Below are 17,074 nucleotides of genomic sequence, written 5' to 3'. Positions count from 1 at the left end.
TGCGCCATGGCCGCCTATACGCTCGATCAACTGAAGGCCGACGTGAAAGCCGGCACCATCGACACCGTGCTGGTGGCATTCCCCGACATGCAGGGCCGGCTGATCGGCAAGCGCTTCCAGGCCGAGTTCTTCCTCGATGGAGCGATCGACGAGACGCATGGGTGCGACTACTTGCTCGCCAACGACATCGACATGGAACCGGTGCCGGGCTACGAGGCGGCGAACTGGGCCAAGGGCTATGGCGATTTCGTCATGAAGCCGGACCTCACGACGCTGATGAAGGCGGCCTGGCTCGAGGGCACGGCCATCATCCTCGCCGACCTCGTCGACCATCATCATCACGAGCCGATCCCGCACAGCCCCCGTGCCATCCTCAAGGCGCAGCTGAAGCGGCTGGAAAAGCTCGGGCTGACGGCGAACTTCGCCTCGGAGCTGGAATTCTACCTGTTCGACGAGAGTTTCCGCTCGGCCTGGGACAAGGGCTACAAGAACCTCACCACCGCCGGCTACTACATCCAGGATTACCACATCTTCCAGACCACCAAGGAGGAAGGGGTGCTGCGCGCCATGCGGCGGCAACTGCAGGCTTCCGGCATTCCGGTGGAGAATTCGAAGGGCGAATGGGGCCCGGGGCAGGAAGAGCTCAACGTGCGTTATGCCGACGCGCTGACCATGGCGGACCGGCATGTGGTGATGAAGAACGCCATGAAGGAGATCGCGCACGCCCACGGCAAAGCCATTACCTTCATGGCCAAGTGGGATTTCGGGCTCGCCGGCTCGTCGAGCCACATCCACATGAGCCTCGCCAAGGGCGGCAAGAACGCCTTCGTCGACAGCAAGGACCAGCTCGGTATGTCCGACCTGATGAAGCACTTCATGCAGGGGCTGCTGACCTATGCCGGCGACATCACCTATTTCCTCGCGCCGTTCATCAACTCCTACAAGCGCTTCCAGGCCGGCACTTTCGCGCCGACCAAGGCGATCTGGTCGTCGGACAACCGCACGGCCGGCTTCCGGCTCTGCGGCGAGAACACCAAGGGGGTGCGGGTCGAATGTCGGATCGGCGGGGCCGACCTCAACCCCTATCTCGCCTATGCGGCGCTGATCGCAGCGGGCCTCAAGGGCGTCGAGGACAAGCTGCCGCTGGAGCCGGCCTTCACCGGCGACGCCTATGTCGGCGAAAAACTGCGCGAAGTGCACAAGACGCTGCGCGACGCACTGGCCGCCATGCAGAATTCAACCATGCTGCGCGAAGCCTTCGGCGAGCCGGTGATCGGCCACTATGTGCACACCGGCAACTGGGAGCAGTTCGAGTATGACCGACGCGTCACCGATTGGGAGTTGAAGCGCGGGTTCGAGCGCAGCTAGAACTCCGGCACAACCATATAGGTGACAGATGACCGACAGGGTCCAGATCGTCTCGCCCATCGATGGGCGCGTATATGCCGAGCGCAAGGTCGCGACGGGCGCCGAAATCGACGCCGCGGTGGCCAGGACCCGGCGGGCCCGCGAGGTCTGGGGTGAAGTCACCGTCAAGGAGCGGGTGAAGTTCCTCGAGCACTTCCTCGACGCGCTCCTCGCCAAGAACGACGAGATCGTGCCGGAACTGGCCTGGCAGATGGGCCGGCCAGTGCGTTTCGGCGGCGAGAAGCGCGGCGTCGAGGAGCGCTCGCGCTACATGATCGGCATTGCCGAGGAGAGTCTCAAGCCGTCGCTGCGGCCGGATAAGCCGGGCTTCGAGCGCTGGATCGCGCGCGAACCGCTGGGCACGGTGATGGTGATCGCGCCGTGGAACTACCCCTACCTGACGGCGATCAACACCATCGTGCCGGCGCTGATGGCGGGCAACGCGGTGATCTTGAAGCACGCCTCGCAAACGCTGCTGGTGGGCGAGCGCTTCGCCGAGGCGTTCCAGGCGGCGGGGATGCCGGACGGACTGTTCCAGAACCTGGTGCTGAACCATGCCGACACTGAAAAGCTGATCGGCTCGGGCAAGATCGACCACATCAATTTCACCGGTTCGGTGGAAGGCGGGCGGCGGATCGAGCGCGCGGCGGCGGGGACCTTCGCGACGCTGGGGCTGGAGCTCGGTGGCAAGGACCCGGCCTATGTGCGCGAGGATGCCAACCTCAGCCACGCGGTAGAGAACCTGGTCGACGGCTCGTTCTTCAACTCCGGGCAAAGCTGCTGCGGGGTGGAGCGCATCTATGTGCACGCGTCGGTCTATGACCGCTTCGTCAAGGATTTCGTCGAGAATGCCAGAGGCTGGACGCTGGGCAACCCGCTCGACGCCGACACCATGGTCGGGCCGATGGCGACGCCGCGCTTCGCCGACCTGGTGCGGGGGCAGACGCTCGAGGCGCTGCGCAAGGGCGCCAAGGCGCATCTCAATACCAGGCACGAGCTCGATGAGGAGAGCTCGCCCTATCTCGCCCCGGAAGTGCTGACCGGCGTCAACCACCAGATGGCGGTGATGCGGGAAGAGAGCTTCGGGCCAGTGGTCGGCATCATGAAGGTGCGTGACGACGCCGAAGCGATCGAACTGATGAACGACAGCCCATATGGACTCACCGCCTCGATCTGGACCGAGGATCTGGAGGCTGCGGCCAAGATCGGCAGCAAGGTCGAAACCGGTACGGTGTTCGCCAACCGCTGCGACTATCTCGATCCGGCGCTGGTGTGGACCGGGGTCAAGGAAACCGGCAAGGGCGGCGCGCTGAGCGAGATCGGCTACGCCAACCTGACGCAGCCAAAGAGCTATCACCTGAGGAAGGTGTGAAGCGCCGCCTCGTCGTTGGGGCGCAACTGGTGCCACCCTCGGGGGTCTTTCCCCGCGAAAGCGGGAAACTCCGTTTTGGGGATGGTGGGACGTAAACAGAGGTTCCCGCTTTCGCGGGAATGACCCGGTGGGTAACTGGGAATCGGGAGACCGGGAACATGACGACCAAGGCCAACTGGAACTATCCCACCGCGGTAAAGTTCGGCGCGGGCCGCATTGCCGAACTGCCGGAGGCGCTGAAGACGACCGGCATCGCGCGGCCGCTGCTGGTGACCGATGCCGGACTGGTCAACCTGCCGGTGACGCAGAACACGCTGAAGCTGCTGCGCGATGCCGGGTTCGAGGTCGGGGTGTTCGCCGACGTCAAACCCAACCCGATCTCGGCCAACGTCAATGCCGGCATCGAGGTGTTGCGCAAGGGCGGGCATGACGGGGTGATCGCCTTCGGTGGCGGATCGGGGCTGGATACCGGCAAGGTCATCGCCTTCATGGCGGGGCAGACCCGACCGATGTGGGATTTCGAGGATATCGGCGACTGGTGGACCCGCGCCGACCCCAAGGGGATCTTTCCGATCGTCGCGGTGCCGACCACTGCGGGTACCGGCTCGGAAGTCGGCCGCGCCGGGGTGATCACCGACGAGACGACCCACACCAAGAAGGTGATCTTCCATCCCTTGATGATGCCCAAGGTGGTGATCGCCGACCCCGAACTGACAGTGGGGATGCCGACCTTCATTACCGTCGGCACCGGCTTCGACGCCCTGGCGCATTGCCTCGAGGCTTATTGCGCCAAAGGCTACCATCCGTTGGCCGACGGTATTGCGGTGGAGGGCGTGCGGCTGGCGCTCGAGAACCTGCCCAAGGTGGTGGAGAACCCCAATGATATCGAGGCGCGCGGCCACCTGATGAGCGCGGCGGCGATGGGCGCGACCGCCTTCCAAAAGGGGCTGGGCGCCATCCACTCGCTGAGCCATCCGGTGGGGGCGCTTTACGACACGCATCACGGCATGACCAATGCGGTGTTCATGCCCTATGTGCTGGTGGCCAACCGCGACGCCATTGAAGCCAAAATCGCCAGGCTCGCCGCCTATTGCGGGTTGTCGCCGAATTTCGATGCGTTCCTGCGCGCCATCAACGCGTTGCGCGCCAAGCTCAGCGTTCCCAACACCTTGAAGGACTTCAAGGTGAGCGGCGAGAAACGCGAACTGATCGGCGAAATGGCGATCGTCGACCCGACGGCAGGCGGCAACCCGGTGGAACTGACCAAAAAACTGGCGCTCGAGATTTTCGACCGGGCGATGGAGGGGCGGCTCTAGGCCGCCCGTCTAGAGCATTTCACCGCTGGACTGATTCATCGTCCGTCGTAGCTGCGAAGGCACTGACCCTAGGGGCTGGCCCGCCCGTGCCTAACCGCCGGGTCATTCCCGCGAAAGCGGGAACCTCTGTTTTCTTGCCCCCACGCGCCATCGCAAACGGAGGTCCCCGCTTTCGCGGGGATGACCCGGTGATAGACCCCATAAGGTGGTGCTGAGGTCCCTCAATCTCCCCAGCCGATCAACCTGGCCGTGAAACGCTCTAAAACGGGATGAAGGTCACGCTGGCACGCTTGCCGGAGAACTCACGGTAAACGAACCGCCCCCTGATCTTCTGGGTGTTGCCACCGAATACCACGCTGACGTTGACCTTGCAGACGAAGCCCCTGGCGTCCGCCGACATGGTGCTGGCGGCAAGCCTGGAGTTGTCACCGAGGTACCTGGCGAAGGACTCGCCGTTCTCGGACTTCATGTTCTTGAGGCTGGTCTTTATGTAGTCGATGATCTCAGGGGTCTCGCAGGGCCCCCTCGACACGCCTGCCGCATTGGCCGTTCCGCACCAGAGCACGGCGATAGCGATACCGATCAATAGCTTGTGCATGCCCGTGTCCCCCCAAAGCACTTGTGCAGAGGGCCTCAAAACCCGCCGCGCGTCAACGGCTGCAATGGAGTGATGGCGCCGAGGGCAGGCACCACCTGGTGCGATGCGTGGCAGGTCAGCCCAGCCGCCGCACCGTTTCCTTGACGCCGTTATCCAGCAGCGATTTCAGGTGGTTGGTGACGGTATCGCGGAACACCGCGACCTGCGCGAGGTCAGTGCCGAAGACTTCGGTCACCGCAAGCAAGCCGTCCGCCAGCTTCGCCGGGTCCCGACCTGCCCGGTCGGCGATCTCGCGTAACCGCGTTGCCAGCGGGTCCTTCACCTCGATGGGCTGCCCGGCTTCGTCGATGCCGGTGACGTAGCGCATCCAGGCGGCGACGCCGAGAGCGAGGCGCGGGAACGGTTGCGCCGCCTTGAGCCGGTCGCGGATGGTGCCGAGCAGGCGCTGCGGCAGCTTCTGCGTGCCGTCCATGGCAATCTGCCAGGTGCGGTGCTTGAGCGCCGGGTTGGCGAAGCGGGCCAGCAACTGGTCGCGATAGGCTTCGAGGGTCGAGCGCGACATCGGCAGGGTCGGCATCGCCTCCTCGGTCATCAGCCCATGCACCAGCTTCAGAATGCCGGGATCGGCGATGGCTTCGTTGACGTATTGATAGCCCGCGAGATAGCCGAGATAGGCCATGGTCGAGTGGCTGCCGTTGAGCATGCGGAGCTTCATCAGTTCGAACGGCTCGACGTCCTCCACGAGCTCTGCGCCGACGGTTTCGAACGGCGGTCGTCCCGCAGGGAAATCGTCCTCGATCACCCATTGGGTGAAGGGTTCGGTCATGATCGGCCAGGCATCGTCGAAGCCCGTGAGCTCGGCGACGATGGCGCGGTCGGCGTCGGTGGTGGCCGGCACGATCCGATCGATCATGGTCGAGGGGAAACGCACAGTCTCGACGTAGCGGGTGAAGGCCTCGCCAAGGCCGCGCAACTCGGCGAGCCGGCGCACGATGCGGCCGGCGGTCTTGCCGTTCGAGGGCAGATTATCGCAGCTCATCACGGTGAACGGGCCAAGGCCGCGCTGCTGCCGCAGTTCGAGAGCCGCAACGATGATGCCGGGCGCGCTGATCGGTGTGTCGGGGTGCGCGAGATCGTGGACGATATCGGGGTGTTCCTCGTCGAGCTCGCCGGTCGAGGGATCGTGGCAGTACCCCTTCTCGGTGACAGTCAACGACACGATGCGGATCGCCGGATCGGCCATGGTCTCGATCAGTTGGGCCCGCTGGGTATTGGCGTCGAGCACATCGACAATCGAGCCGATGATGCGCGGCGTGGTGCCCGACGCATCCCGAATGGCGAGGGTGTAGAGGAAATCCTGCGGCGCCAGCGCGTCGCGGGTATCGGGGCGGCGGAGCGAGGCGCCGATAATGCCCCAGTCCGGCGCCTTTGCCAGCAGGCTGTCGACATAGGCCGCCATATGGGCGCGGTGAAAAGCGCCGATGCCGAGATGGACGATGCCGGGTGAGATCGTCGCCCGATCGTAGTCCATCAGCTGTAGGCCACGCGCCGAGACGGCGGCTGGGTGGATTTCGGACATGGAGAGGCGTGGCATGTGTCGGTGTTCCCCTACTGGCAGACGGCCCCCTCCCGGCCTCCCCCATGAAGGGGGAGGTGAAGAGTACGTGCATCAATATCGGAGCATCTCGGGGACTGCCATACCAGGCTGTTGCGTGGGCAAAATATCCCCGGCATAAGCATTGGGCAGTTGAGGGGAAGACGGCGTGACCAAACGGTTTGTCAGCATCGGCGAAGCCATGATCGAAATGTCTGGCGGCGAAGGCGGCATGTACCGCCTCGGCTATGCCGGCGATACGCTCAACACCGCCTGGTACGCGCGCGCCCTGCTGCCGGACGGCTGGGAGGTCGACTATGTGACCGCCCTCGGCGACGACATGTATTCGGGGGAGATGCGGGCCTTCATCGCGAAAGCCGGGATCGGCACCGAGCGGATCCAGACCATCGCCAACCGCCGACCGGGCCTCTATCTGATCCACCAGGAAAAGGGCGACCGGCATTTCACCTACTGGCGCGGGCAATCGGCGGCTAAGCTCCTCGCCGACGACGTCGAGGCGCTGGAAGCCGCAGTGGTGGGCGCCGATACCGTCTATTTCTCCGGCATCTCGATGGCCATCCTCGCCCCCCGGGCCCGGGGCAAGCTGATGCGCACCATCGTCAAGGCGCGCGATGCCGGCGCGACAGTGGTGTTCGACACCAACCTCAGGCCGGCGCTGTGGACCAGCCCGCGCATCATGGCGTCCACCCTGACCGCTGCGGCTTCGATCGCCGATATCGTGCTGCCGACCCATACCGACGAGGCGCCGCTCTTCGGCGACGCCTCGCCCGCAGCGACAGCCGAGCGCTACCTGAAGCTCGGCGCGCAGGAAGTGGTGGCCAAGGATGGCTCGAAGCCGGCCTTCGTCGCGACCGCCGACGGGGTCCAGCAATACGTACCGGCGCCGAAGGCCGACAAGGTGGTCGACGCGACCGGTGCCGGCGACTCCTTCAACGGTGGCTATCTCAGCGGCCGGGCCCGCGGCCTGTCGCCGGTCGAAGCCGCCGAGCGGGCGCACCGGGTGGCCGGAGTAGTGATCGGCCACAAGGGCGCGCTGGTCGACCCGGCGCTGGTGCGGGACGTCTAGACCCCTTCCCTGCGCCGGGATCAACGAGACTGCCGCTGATTGTCGAGCGCGCTCTCGGCCAGCAGCCAGTCGCGAAAGGCCCGGACCTTGCGCTGGCGCAGCCCGCTCTGCAGGTAAACGACGTAGTATTGCGAGCTCGCCTTCAGCTCGAGGGCGAACGGGCGGACGAGGCGGCCGGCGGCGAGGTCGGCGGAGACCAGGGTGCTACGCCCAAGCAGCACACCTTCGCCGTGCACCGCGGCCTCGGTGGCGTAGGTCGCCGAGTCGAAGCGCACACCACTATCGGGGTTGATGCCGGCGACCCCGGCGCGCTCGAGCCAGATCTTCCAGTCGATCGGAAAGCCGTCGTGGATCAGCGTATGATGCTTGAGGTCGGCCGGTTCGCGCAGCGGATGCTCGCCGCCGAGCAGCTCCGGGCTGCAGACCGGGAAGACATCCACTTCGGAAAGCAGCTCTGACACCACTCCCTCGTAGTCCCCGGCGCCGTAGCGAATGGCGATGTCGATGCCGTCGCGCACGAAATCGGCGAGCAGGCCCGAGGTGGAGATGCGCACGTCGATATCGCGATGGGCGCGGTGGAAGCGGTAGAGCCGCGGCACCAGCCAGCGGCCGGCAAAGCCGTCCGACGTGCTGACATTGAGCACGCCGGCCGGGCGCGGCGCCGCCACCGCCATGGTGGCTGTGCTGATCCGGTCGAGCGCCGAGGCGATCTCGGCCGCGTAGGCGGCGCCCTCGGGGGTCAGGCTGACCGAGCGGGTGCCACGCTCGAACAGCTGCACCCCGAGCCGATCCTCGATGTTGCGGATGGCGCGGCTGATGGCGCCATGGGTCAGGTTCAGCTCGGCCGCGGCATTGGTGAAGCTCAGGTGCCGTGCGGCCGCATCGAAGGCCGGCAGCGCGGAGAGCGGCGGGAGTCTGCGAGGCATGTGCTTCCTGTGAGTTTTCCTCACATATCGTGCAGGAATTCTCGTTTGTTGTCCATCAGGTGATCGCCCAGATTATGGCCATGGAAACAGCGGTTTCCGGCCTATCTCAAATGATCAGGCAGAAAACGAAAGGAACATCCTGTGAGCAACTATCATACATTTGCCGACGAGTGCCATGCTGCGGCCCCGACCGGTTCGGAGGTGCTTGGCGAGATCATCGGGGCGCTGCGGCACGCAACTGTCGCGGCGGTATTGCCGCTGCGCCAGGCGCTGGAACGGCGCGCCACTGCGGAACGCGTGCGCGGCCTGCCCCCGCACCTGTTGGCCGATTTCGGCTACGAGCGCGATTGGGATGGCTCGGTCCATCCGCTCCCTGGCGACGACGCCTGATCCTGCAGCAGCAATCGAGGAGAAGAGCAATGGCAAAGGTGTTTCCGCATCTCTGGTTCAACGACCAGGCCGAGGCCGCGATGGCGTTCTACACGTCGATCTTCAAGGACTCCGAGGTGCTCGGACGCAGCGTGATGCCCGACCCGGAACTGTCGGTGGTGCGCTTCGCGCTCGCCGGCCAGCCGGTGGTGGCGCTGAACGCCAACTCGCCGGCGCACTACAACGAGTCCTTCTCGTTCCTCATCGAGACGACCGACCAGGAAGAGACCGACTATTACTGGAACGCGCTCACCGCCGATGGCGGCAAGGAGCAACCCTGCGGCTGGCTCACGGACAAGTTCGGCGTCTATTGGCAGGTGTCGCCGACGCGGCTGCTGCAGCTGGTGGCGGACCCTGACCGCGAGAAGGCCGGAAGGGTGCTGCAGGCGATGTACCGGATGAAGAAGATCGTCATCGCCGACCTCGAGCGCGCCGCCCGCGGCTGAGCCGCCCGGCGCCGCGCCCCTTTGAATCCAAGATCGCAACAACGGAGAAATCCCATGGCACAGCTGATGGGCAGCAAGATCGTCGTCGTCGGAGGCAGCTCCGGCATTGGTCTCGGTGTCGCAGCGGCGGCGCTGCAGCGCGGCGCCGAACTGGTGTTGGTCGGCCGCTCGCAGGAGAAGCTGCTGAAGGCGCAGCGGGCGCTTGGCGGCAATGGCAGGGTGAAGACGGTCACCGCCGACATGACGCGCGAAGCCGAAATTGCCGCGGCCTTTGCCGGCATCGGCGCTTTCGACCACCTGGTGTCGACAGCCGGCACGCCACCGCCAGGCGACCCGATCGGCGAGACGAATGCCGAAGCGGTCCGACGCTTCGTCGACGACAAGCTGATCGGCGCCGTGCTGGTGGCCAAGCATGCCGCGCACAGGCTCAAGCACGGCGGCTCGATGACCTTCACCTCGGGCATCAACAAGGACCGGCCGCCGGTGCCCGGCGGCGCGGTGGTCTCGGCGGTGGCCGGCTCGTTCAGCTACTTTGCTCGAGCATTGGCGCTGGAACTGGCGCCCAGCCGGGTGAACGTCGTCTCTCCCGGCTGGGTCGATACGCCGATGTTCGACGAACTGGTCGGCGAAGCCAAGGTCGGCTATTTCGAGGCGATGGCCGCCCACCTGCCGATCGGCCGCATCGCCACCCCGGCAGATGTGGCGCCCGCCTATCTCTACGCCATGGAGAGCGAGTTCATGACCGGCGAGACCATCCATATCGACGGCGGCCAACGGCTCATCTGAGTTCGGAAGCAGTTGCTGGTCCGCCAAGGCGAAGGCTCAGGACCAGGGGGACCAGCAGCGCGTAGAGCGCCACCACCGAGAGCCAGATGACGCCCGGCCAGTGGTCGCGGAAGACGAAATAGAGACTCGAGAACACTAGCGGCGCGGCGATGGAAGCCAGGCTGACGGCAGAGGCAAGGACGCCCTGGAACTGGCCTTGCCGGCCTTCGTCGACCTGCTGGGTCGCCAACGACTGCAGCGCCGGCGCGCCGATGCCGCCCAGCGCAAAGACCGGCATGATGGCAAAGATCAGCCAGCTGTGGGTGGCAAAGGCCATGACGACCAGCGCGATGCATGCGCCGGCAAGGCCCGTGAGAATGGCGCCACGCTCCCCGAGCAGCTTCACCGCGGGACCGGGGAGGAAAGCCTGCGCGAGCGTCTGGCATATGCCGAACGCGCCGAGCGACAGCCCGATCCACAGCCCGTTCCACTGGAAAGTGTCGCTGCCCCACAGCGCCCAGCAGGTACCATAAACCTCGCCGGTGGCGGCGAAGGCGAAGAAGATGAAGATCATCGGCCGCAGGGCCTTGATGGACAGGGCCCAGCGCAGCGAGCGCAGGGGATTGAGCGCGGCCAGATCGAGCTTTTCGCGGCTCGGCGTGCGCGACTCCGGCAGCACCAGAAGCGCCAGCAGCAGGTTGGCGCCGTTCAGCACCGCGGCGGCGATGAAGGGCAGCCGCAGCCAGTAATCGCCCAGCGCGCCGCCGAGCACCGGGCCGATGATGAAGCCGATGCCGAACATGGCGTTGAGCAGCCCGAAGCGACGCGCGCGCGTTTCCGCAGGCGAGATGTCGGTGACATAGGCGGTGGCGACCGAGACATTGGCGCTGGTCAGCCCGGCGATGGCGCGGCCGAGCAGCAGCAGCCAGAGGTTCGGCGCGAAGGCGAGAAACAGGTAGTTGATGGCAGCGCCGGCGAGCGAAATCAGCAGCACCGGACGGCGGCCGAGCCGATCGCTGAGGGCGCCGAGGATCGGGGCGAAGACGAACTGCATGATCGCATAGAGCGCGGTCATGATGCCGATATAGGCGGCGACGTTGTCGGCGCCGGTGACATCCTGGAGCAGCGAGGGGAGGATAGGAAAGATCAGCCCGATGCCGACGGCATCGAGGACAATGGCGGTGTAGATGACGGTGAGGGATCTCTGCATGGCAAGCCTGCTCCACGCGAAGCGGCGGACGCCATACGGGCGGCGGCAGCTACGCGATCATGCCCGACAAGGCGGGCGACTGGGGTTCTGGGAGACGCTGACCAGGTCATGCGCGGGGCATGAACTGGCGTGTGCTTGACCACCTGGACGACTATTCGTCCACCTGTTTACTCCGCCACTGAGCGGATCAAGGGAGGCGGTCGCTTTTCGCGACGGCTCGGACATACGCCCGGCACGCCGGGCGGGCAAGTGCGATGCGTGAATGGGAGATCGTCACGAGCAGAATGGCCCGGGCTATGCCCGGAGGATCTTCTCCATCGGCTTGCCCTTGGCGAGTTCGTCGATGAGCTTATCCATGTAGCGGATCTCGCGCATCGTCGGGTCCTCGATGTTCTCGACGCGCACGCCGCAGACGACGCCGGTGATCAGCGAGCGGGCCGGATTGAGCTGCGGGGCCGAGTTGAAGAAGCTCTCGAGGGTCGCGCCCTTAGCCATTTCCGCCTCCAGCGATTGCTGGGTGTGGCCGGTCAGCCAGCGGAGGATCTCGTCGACCTCGGCCTTGCCGCGCCCCTTGTTCTCCGCCTTGGCGACGTAGAGCGGGTAGATCTTGGCGATGCTGTAGGCGTAGACCCGATCCCGGACCTTATCCGTCGTTTCCTGCATCTCGGCTCCCTATCTCGCTTCGATGATCAGCCGGATGCCGAGGATGCCGATGAAGGCAGCGGCAGCGCGGTCGACCCAGAGCTTGGCGCTCAGGTAGAGCGCCCGCGGCCGGGTGGCCGAGAAGGCGATGGCGACGATGCTGTACCACAAGGTTTCCTGCAGGAAGATCAGCGGCGGCAGCGCCCAGTAAAGCCAGGGCTCGGGATTGGCCGGCAGCAAAGCTGCAAAGACGGCGCCGAACACCGCGACGATCTTGGGATTGGAGAGCTGGGTCAGCAGCCCGAATGTGAAGGCCTTGCGCGGATCGGCGGCCGGTGTGGCCCCGGCCTCGACGGTGATCGGGTCGGCGGCATGGCGCCAGATCTTCCAGGCGAGGTAGACGAGATAGAGCCCGCCGGCGACCTTGAGCGCGGTAAACAGCAGGCCGCCATCCTGCATCAGGGTGCGCAGCCCGAGCACGGCCAGCGCAGCATAGAGCATCGCCCCCATTCCCATGCCGAGCGCCGCCGCGAGCCCCTCGGTACGCGACTGGGCAACGGCGGTGCGGACCACGAAGACGAAGCTCGGGCCCGGGCTGATGGCACCAAGCAACAGGGCGCCGAGAATGGCAAAAAGCGGCAGGAAATGTTCCATGGGAGCCTCCGGATCAACTGAGAGGCTAGCGCATCGGCGGCAGGCGCTGGAAGCAATATCGTTCCGGCCGGGCCGATGAGACAGCAACTGCCTGCAGGTCAGAACATGCCGTCGCCGGAATTGATGTACTCGACCTCCTCGGGAGTGGAGATGCGGCCGAGAGCGGCGTTGCGGCGCGGATAGCGGCCGAAGCGCGCGATGCAGTCGCGGTGCATCACCTCGAACTTCAGGGTTTCCTCGTCACCAAGTGCGGTGAACAAACGGATCGCCTCGTCGTGCACGGCAAGATCCTCGGAATGCATGTAGGGCATGTAGAAGAACATGCGGCGGCGCGGCTCGACCCGCATATCGTCACCGGCGGCCACCGCCTCCCGCGCAAGCCGCAGCGCCATGGCGTCCGAGGCGAAGGCCTCGGGGCGCTTGCGATGCAGCTGGCGGCTGAACTGGTCCAGTACGATGACTTCGGCAAGGCGGCCGGACGGGGTGGCGCGCCACCACGCCGCTTCGCCGCGAGCGACAGCGGCGTGCGTTTCGGTGAACCGCGCGGCCAGCACGGCATCGAACTCTGCCTTGCCGCCGAACCAGTCCGGCTCGCCATGCTCGACGAACCAGAAGTTCAGGATGTCATCGGGTGAGATCATGCAGCAGGCTCCGGTTCACGCTTCATTTCCCATGCGACAGGCATGATGTCACCAGCCGCCCGGCGCCGAGTTATGTGGGGCGACACCGAGGAGATCTTCTATGCGGCTCGTCAAGCTCGATACGCCCGACGGCATCATCTACGTCAACCCCGAGCATGTGGTGGCGGTGGTGAAGGGCCTGCGCGACACCAAGATCGACACGGTGTCGGGCGTGCACGTGGTGAAGGACCCGCCTGAAGTGGTGGCGCGGCTGCTCGGCATGGAAGAAATCGAGCTCGACGTGACGCCGCGGATGATCAATCGGGGCTAGCCAGGCTCAGTGCAACTGCCCGAATTGAGCGTGGGGCCACCCACCCTCAGTCCCTCGCCACAAGGGGGAGGGAGGCGATAGCTGCACGCTCTCGGTTCCATCGTCTCCCTCCCCCTTGTGGGGAGGGATCAAGGGTGGGGGTGGCCCCACGCTCCGGCGACGCCTAGACGGTGACGATCGCCTTGATGACGCCGGTGCGGTCGTGGGCCCAGACCGGCATATCCTCTGGCACCCGATCCAGGGTGGTGGCGTGGGTGGCGAGCTTGTCGGTCGGGACCTTGCCCTGTCGCATCGACTCCATGACGTGCTCGAAATCGGCGCGGATGGCATTGCGCGAGGCGCGGATGGTCAGTTCGCGCCGGTGCACTTCGCTGTCGGGGAACACCAGGTCGCCCTTGATGACACCGACCAGGGTGTAGCTGCCGCCATTGCGGGCGTGGAACAGCGAGGCGTTCATCGCCTTGATCGAACCGGTGGAATCGAACACCGCATCGAAGCCGGTCGACTTGATTGCGGCAAACTCGCTGCCCTCGAGCTCGGCGGGGGAGAAGGTGCGGAAGCCGAGCGCCTGGGTAGCGGCAATCTTGTCGGGGGCGGCGTCGATGACCGTCACGTCGGCGCCGGCGATCTTGGCAAAGAAGGCGACGCCGAGCCCGATCGGGCCCGACCCGACGACGAGGGCGCGCGAGCCGGGCTTCAGCTCGGCGGTACGACGGATGGCGTGGGCGCCGATGGCGAGGAACTCGACCATGGCCGCATCGCGCAGGCTGAGGCCGTCGGCCTTGTAGAGGTTGCCCGCGGGCATGACGATCTCTTCGGCCATGCCGCCGGGAGCATGCACGCCGATGACCTTGAGCGTCTCGCAGCAATTGGCGCGCCCTTCGCGGCAGGCCGGGCAATGGCCGCAGTTGAGATAGGGGTTGATCACCACCGGATCGCCGGCAGCGAAAGCTTCGCCATTGGGATCGACGACGACGCCGCTCAGTTCATGGCCGATGACGCGCGGATACTCGAAGTACGGGAAGTTGCCTTCGAAGATGTGGTAGTCGGTACCGCAGATGCCGATATGGCGAATGGCGACGCGAACCCAGCCGGGCTTCAGCTCGGGACGCTCGATGTCGATCAGCGCCAGTTGTTCGGGCGCGGTGCAGGAAATGGCTCGCATGGGGTCTCCTCTTGGGGGCGATCTTAGCGGGGCCTGGCCCAGACTCCAGTGCGCAAAACGTCCCCCCTCTTGTGATTTCTAAGGACTTGGCGAAGGGCCAAGCCCAAGAAATCGCTTTCTCCCCCGCGAAGGGGGGCGATGGCCGACCGAGAGGCCGGTGTGGTAGGAGCGTGGCCACACTGCATCGGGGTATTTCAGCGTGAATTTTGCGAGCGATAACTGGGCCGGGGCGACGCCTGAGGTGATGGCGGCGCTGGCGCGGCACAATGAGGGGTATTCACCGGCTTATGGCGGCGACCCGCTGAGCCTCAGCGTCAAAGAGCAGTTCTCGGAGCTGTTCGAGCGCGAGGTCGAAGTCTGGTTCACCGCAACCGGCACCGCGTCGAACTCGCTGGGGCTGGCTGCGCTGAGCCGTCCGGGCGGCGTGGTGTTCTGCGGCGAAGACGCGCATGTCCACACCGATGAGAGCGGCGCCACCGAGTTCCAGTCGGGCGGCATGAAATTGCTGCCGGTCGCGAGTCCGCTCGGACTGATCGATCCCCGGGCATTGGCGACGGCGCTCGGCAAGCACGCGCCGGGCGGGCGGAGCGTGCCGGTGGCGCTGAGCCTCACCAATGCCACGGAGTGGGGCACGGTTTACCCGGTCGCGCAGGTGGCCGAGCTGGCGACGATCGCACGAGATGGCGGCCTCAAAGTGCACATGGATGGGGCGCGGTTCGGCAATGCGGTGGCGGCGCTCGACGTGACACCGGCTGAGCTGACCTGGAAGGCCGGAGTGGATCTGCTGTCTTTCGGAGCCACCAAGAACGGCTGCTGGGCCGCCGAGGCGATCGTGGTGTTCACGCCCGGACTGCTGGGAGATTTCGAGCCGCGGCGGCAGCGGGCCGGGCATACGTTCTCGAAGGCGCGGTTCGTAGCGGCGCAGTTCGAAGGCTATCTCGAGGATGGCAACTGGCTCCGGCGGGCCGGGCACGCCAACGCCATGTCGGACCGGCTGCGCGCCGGTATCCGGGCGAGCGGCATGGCGCGGCTCGGCTGGGAGAACTCGGCCAATGAGGTGTTCGCGGTGATTTCAAAGGCGGCCCTGGCCCGGGTGCGGGCCGCCGGCGGCGCAGCGCATGAGTGGCCCAGTGAAGGACTGGCGGCAGACGAGACCCTGGTGCGGCTGGTGACCAGCTGGGCGACGACCGAGGCGGACGTGGACGGGTTCTTGGGGTTGCTTTAGCGGTGCATGAGCCGAAGCAGACGGCCCCCTCCCGGCCTCCCCCATAAAGGGGGAGGTGAAGAGTCGAGGCTCGGTCTTCGATCGTGCCAAACACTCGATGCGGCACCTCCCCCTTTATGGGGGAGGATGGGAGGGGGCCGTCTGCCGGCAGCTAGTCGATGACAACCTTCACCAGATTACCGGCCGGATCCCGCGTCTCGATCCCCTCGTTGGTGTCCGAGTATCCAGCGCCGATTGCCGCAAGCCGCGCCTTCACCGCCTCCAGCGTCGCCTGGTCCGGCACCGCGACGTGGAACCAGCGGAGGCCTGCTACCCCCTTGGGCGCCTGGACGGCATTGGGGCCGGACCAGATGTTGAAGGCGATGGTGTGCGGCGGGTAGTCAAGGCCGAGGTCGCCCATGCCGAAGCGGCGCATGATGAACAGGCCGCCGAAGCCGAGGCCGTCGCGATAGTAGCGCATCGCCTGCTCGAGATCGTTCACATGCAGGTGGATGTGGCCGATGCGGGTGCCCTCCGGCATAGCAGCCGGAACGGCGTTGACGTCATCGAGTTCGGCGAGCAGGTCGTCCACATCGATGGCCTCACGACCGGAATGCGGCGAGCCGTCGACGGTCTTGACGTAGAAACCGTCCTCCCCATCGCCGATGGTGCCGCGCCAGGGCGTCTCGAAGGTAATCTCGATGCCGTTATTGTCGTAGTCCCAGAGATAGATAGCCTCCGAGACCAGGTGATCGGTGGGCGAAATGCGGACGCGGCGCATCAGGGCGCGCACTACCATTTCGGCAAGCGCCTTGCGGCTCGGGACGTGCACCGCGACATGATAGAGGCCGAGCGAGCGATCGGGGAACGGCCCGGTGGCGCCGAGCTCGAGGGTGATCAGCTCGCGCCCGCCGGCGCCCACGTGCAGCGCTTCGGCGTCCTCGGAGATCAGTTCGAGGCCGACGACATCGCGCCAGACGGCCAGCGCCTTGTCGCGGTCGCTGACGCCGATGCGGACCGCGCCCAGATGGGTGGTGAGCGGCAGGGTCGGAGCGGAGCGGACCGCGGCCTGGGATTCGACGGTGATCATGATGGGCCTCGCAACGGGGGTTAGGTTGACCCTGATATGGCGGAGGCCGCCGAGCAAGCCAATGTCGCTGCGGGGGCGGACAGTCGATACGAATATGCGTGAATGCGCAAATGTCGAGGCCGATTGCCACCAGTTTCGAGGCGATTGCCTTTTCCCCTTGTGGGAGAAGGCCTGACTGCTCGGCCAGCGCTCCAAAACAACGACCACCACCCCCATCC

The 17,074-nt window shown here is 65.8% G+C and carries 18 protein-coding genes; 9 read left to right on the top strand and 9 right to left on the bottom strand.

The window, feature by feature from the left end:
- The first annotated feature begins 6 nt into the window (after nucleotides 1–6).
- From APS40_RS15805 to APS40_RS15795, 3 genes are all read left to right on the top strand, one after another.
- On the top strand, nucleotides 7–1,368 hold the full coding sequence (locus tag APS40_RS15805; protein WP_055047967.1) for a glutamine synthetase family protein: 1,362 nt from the start codon (nucleotides 7–9) through the stop codon (nucleotides 1,366–1,368).
- Between the two features lie 28 nt (nucleotides 1,369–1,396).
- Complete coding sequence (locus APS40_RS15800; protein WP_055047966.1) at nucleotides 1,397–2,779, top strand: aldehyde dehydrogenase family protein; 1,383 nt, start codon at nucleotides 1,397–1,399, stop codon at nucleotides 2,777–2,779.
- 158 nt (nucleotides 2,780–2,937) lie between these two features.
- On the top strand, nucleotides 2,938–4,095 hold the full coding sequence (locus APS40_RS15795; protein ID WP_055047965.1) for an iron-containing alcohol dehydrogenase: 1,158 nt from the start codon (nucleotides 2,938–2,940) through the stop codon (nucleotides 4,093–4,095).
- A 259-nt stretch (nucleotides 4,096–4,354) separates the two neighbouring features.
- Here APS40_RS15795 and APS40_RS15790 read toward each other — a convergent pair whose 3' ends face one another.
- A complete protein-coding gene (locus APS40_RS15790) occupies nucleotides 4,355–4,693 on the bottom strand; it encodes a hypothetical protein (protein WP_055047964.1) in 339 nt (112 codons plus the stop codon).
- Nucleotides 4,694–4,808: 115 nt separating this feature from the next.
- Entirely contained in the window at nucleotides 4,809–6,287 is a 1,479-nt protein-coding gene (locus APS40_RS15785) for a mannitol dehydrogenase family protein (protein WP_082434452.1), read from the bottom strand.
- A 169-nt stretch (nucleotides 6,288–6,456) separates the two neighbouring features.
- Between APS40_RS15785 and APS40_RS15780 the strand changes: the two genes are divergently transcribed.
- Nucleotides 6,457–7,374 carry a sugar kinase gene (locus APS40_RS15780; protein WP_082434451.1) on the top strand — a complete coding sequence of 306 codons (918 nt, stop codon included), beginning with the start codon at nucleotides 6,457–6,459 and terminating at the stop codon, nucleotides 7,372–7,374.
- A gap of 20 nt (nucleotides 7,375–7,394) precedes the next feature.
- Here the strand turns inward: APS40_RS15780 and gcvA are convergent, their stop codons facing one another.
- Nucleotides 7,395–8,300 carry a transcriptional regulator GcvA gene (gene gcvA, locus APS40_RS15775; RefSeq protein WP_055047962.1) on the bottom strand — a complete coding sequence of 302 codons (906 nt, stop codon included), beginning with the start codon at nucleotides 8,298–8,300 and terminating at the stop codon, nucleotides 7,395–7,397.
- Between the two features lie 141 nt (nucleotides 8,301–8,441).
- On the opposite strand from gcvA, the gene APS40_RS15770 reads away from it, so the two are divergent.
- Genes APS40_RS15770 through APS40_RS15760 form a run of 3 tightly spaced genes read left to right on the top strand, consistent with a single transcriptional unit; the run spans nucleotide 8,442 to nucleotide 9,961 of the window.
- On the top strand, nucleotides 8,442–8,690 hold the full coding sequence (locus APS40_RS15770; protein ID WP_055047961.1) for a hypothetical protein: 249 nt from the start codon (nucleotides 8,442–8,444) through the stop codon (nucleotides 8,688–8,690).
- A gap of 29 nt (nucleotides 8,691–8,719) precedes the next feature.
- Nucleotides 8,720–9,175, top strand: coding sequence for a VOC family protein (locus APS40_RS15765; protein WP_055047960.1), 456 nt, complete (start codon nucleotides 8,720–8,722; stop codon nucleotides 9,173–9,175).
- Between the two features lie 54 nt (nucleotides 9,176–9,229).
- Nucleotides 9,230–9,961: an SDR family oxidoreductase gene (locus APS40_RS15760; protein ID WP_055047959.1), complete on the top strand. Its 732-nt coding sequence runs from the start codon at nucleotides 9,230–9,232 to the stop codon at nucleotides 9,959–9,961.
- Here APS40_RS15760 and APS40_RS15755 read toward each other — a convergent pair.
- From APS40_RS15755 to APS40_RS15740, 4 genes are all read right to left on the bottom strand, one after another.
- Nucleotides 9,954–11,150 (bottom strand): TCR/Tet family MFS transporter, encoded by a 1,197-nt coding sequence (locus APS40_RS15755; RefSeq protein ID WP_055047958.1) that lies wholly within the window; start codon nucleotides 11,148–11,150, stop codon nucleotides 9,954–9,956. The genes APS40_RS15760 and APS40_RS15755 overlap by 8 nt on opposite strands.
- Nucleotides 11,151–11,444: 294 nt before the next feature.
- A complete protein-coding gene (locus APS40_RS15750) occupies nucleotides 11,445–11,813 on the bottom strand; it encodes a DUF2200 domain-containing protein (RefSeq protein WP_055047957.1) in 369 nt (122 codons plus the stop codon).
- 9 nt (nucleotides 11,814–11,822) lie between these two features.
- Nucleotides 11,823–12,446 (bottom strand): LysE family translocator, encoded by a 624-nt coding sequence (locus APS40_RS15745; protein WP_055047956.1) that lies wholly within the window; start codon nucleotides 12,444–12,446, stop codon nucleotides 11,823–11,825.
- A gap of 98 nt (nucleotides 12,447–12,544) precedes the next feature.
- Nucleotides 12,545–13,087, bottom strand: coding sequence for a DUF924 family protein (locus tag APS40_RS15740; RefSeq protein WP_055047955.1), 543 nt, complete (start codon nucleotides 13,085–13,087; stop codon nucleotides 12,545–12,547).
- A gap of 100 nt (nucleotides 13,088–13,187) precedes the next feature.
- Between APS40_RS15740 and APS40_RS15735 the strand changes: the two genes are divergently transcribed.
- Entirely contained in the window at nucleotides 13,188–13,397 is a 210-nt protein-coding gene (locus APS40_RS15735) for a hypothetical protein (RefSeq protein ID WP_055047954.1), read from the top strand.
- A 163-nt stretch (nucleotides 13,398–13,560) separates the two neighbouring features.
- Here the strand turns inward: APS40_RS15735 and APS40_RS15730 are convergent, their stop codons facing one another.
- Nucleotides 13,561–14,562: a zinc-binding alcohol dehydrogenase family protein gene (locus APS40_RS15730; protein WP_055047953.1), complete on the bottom strand. Its 1,002-nt coding sequence runs from the start codon at nucleotides 14,560–14,562 to the stop codon at nucleotides 13,561–13,563.
- Between the two features lie 199 nt (nucleotides 14,563–14,761).
- Here APS40_RS15730 and APS40_RS15725 point away from each other — a divergent pair, with 199 nt between their 5' ends.
- Nucleotides 14,762–15,787 carry a threonine aldolase family protein gene (locus APS40_RS15725; protein ID WP_055047952.1) on the top strand — a complete coding sequence of 342 codons (1,026 nt, stop codon included), beginning with the start codon at nucleotides 14,762–14,764 and terminating at the stop codon, nucleotides 15,785–15,787.
- A gap of 151 nt (nucleotides 15,788–15,938) precedes the next feature.
- Here the strand turns inward: APS40_RS15725 and APS40_RS15720 are convergent, their stop codons facing one another.
- Nucleotides 15,939–16,856, bottom strand: coding sequence for a VOC family protein (locus APS40_RS15720; RefSeq protein WP_055047951.1), 918 nt, complete (start codon nucleotides 16,854–16,856; stop codon nucleotides 15,939–15,941).
- Nucleotides 16,857–17,074: the final 218 nt, after the last annotated feature.

The sequence above is a fragment of the Devosia sp. A16 genome (genome assembly GCF_001402915.1).
Classification (GTDB): Bacteria; Pseudomonadota; Alphaproteobacteria; order Rhizobiales; family Devosiaceae; genus Devosia_A.
This window is presented reverse-complemented; position numbering and strand designations above follow the sequence as displayed.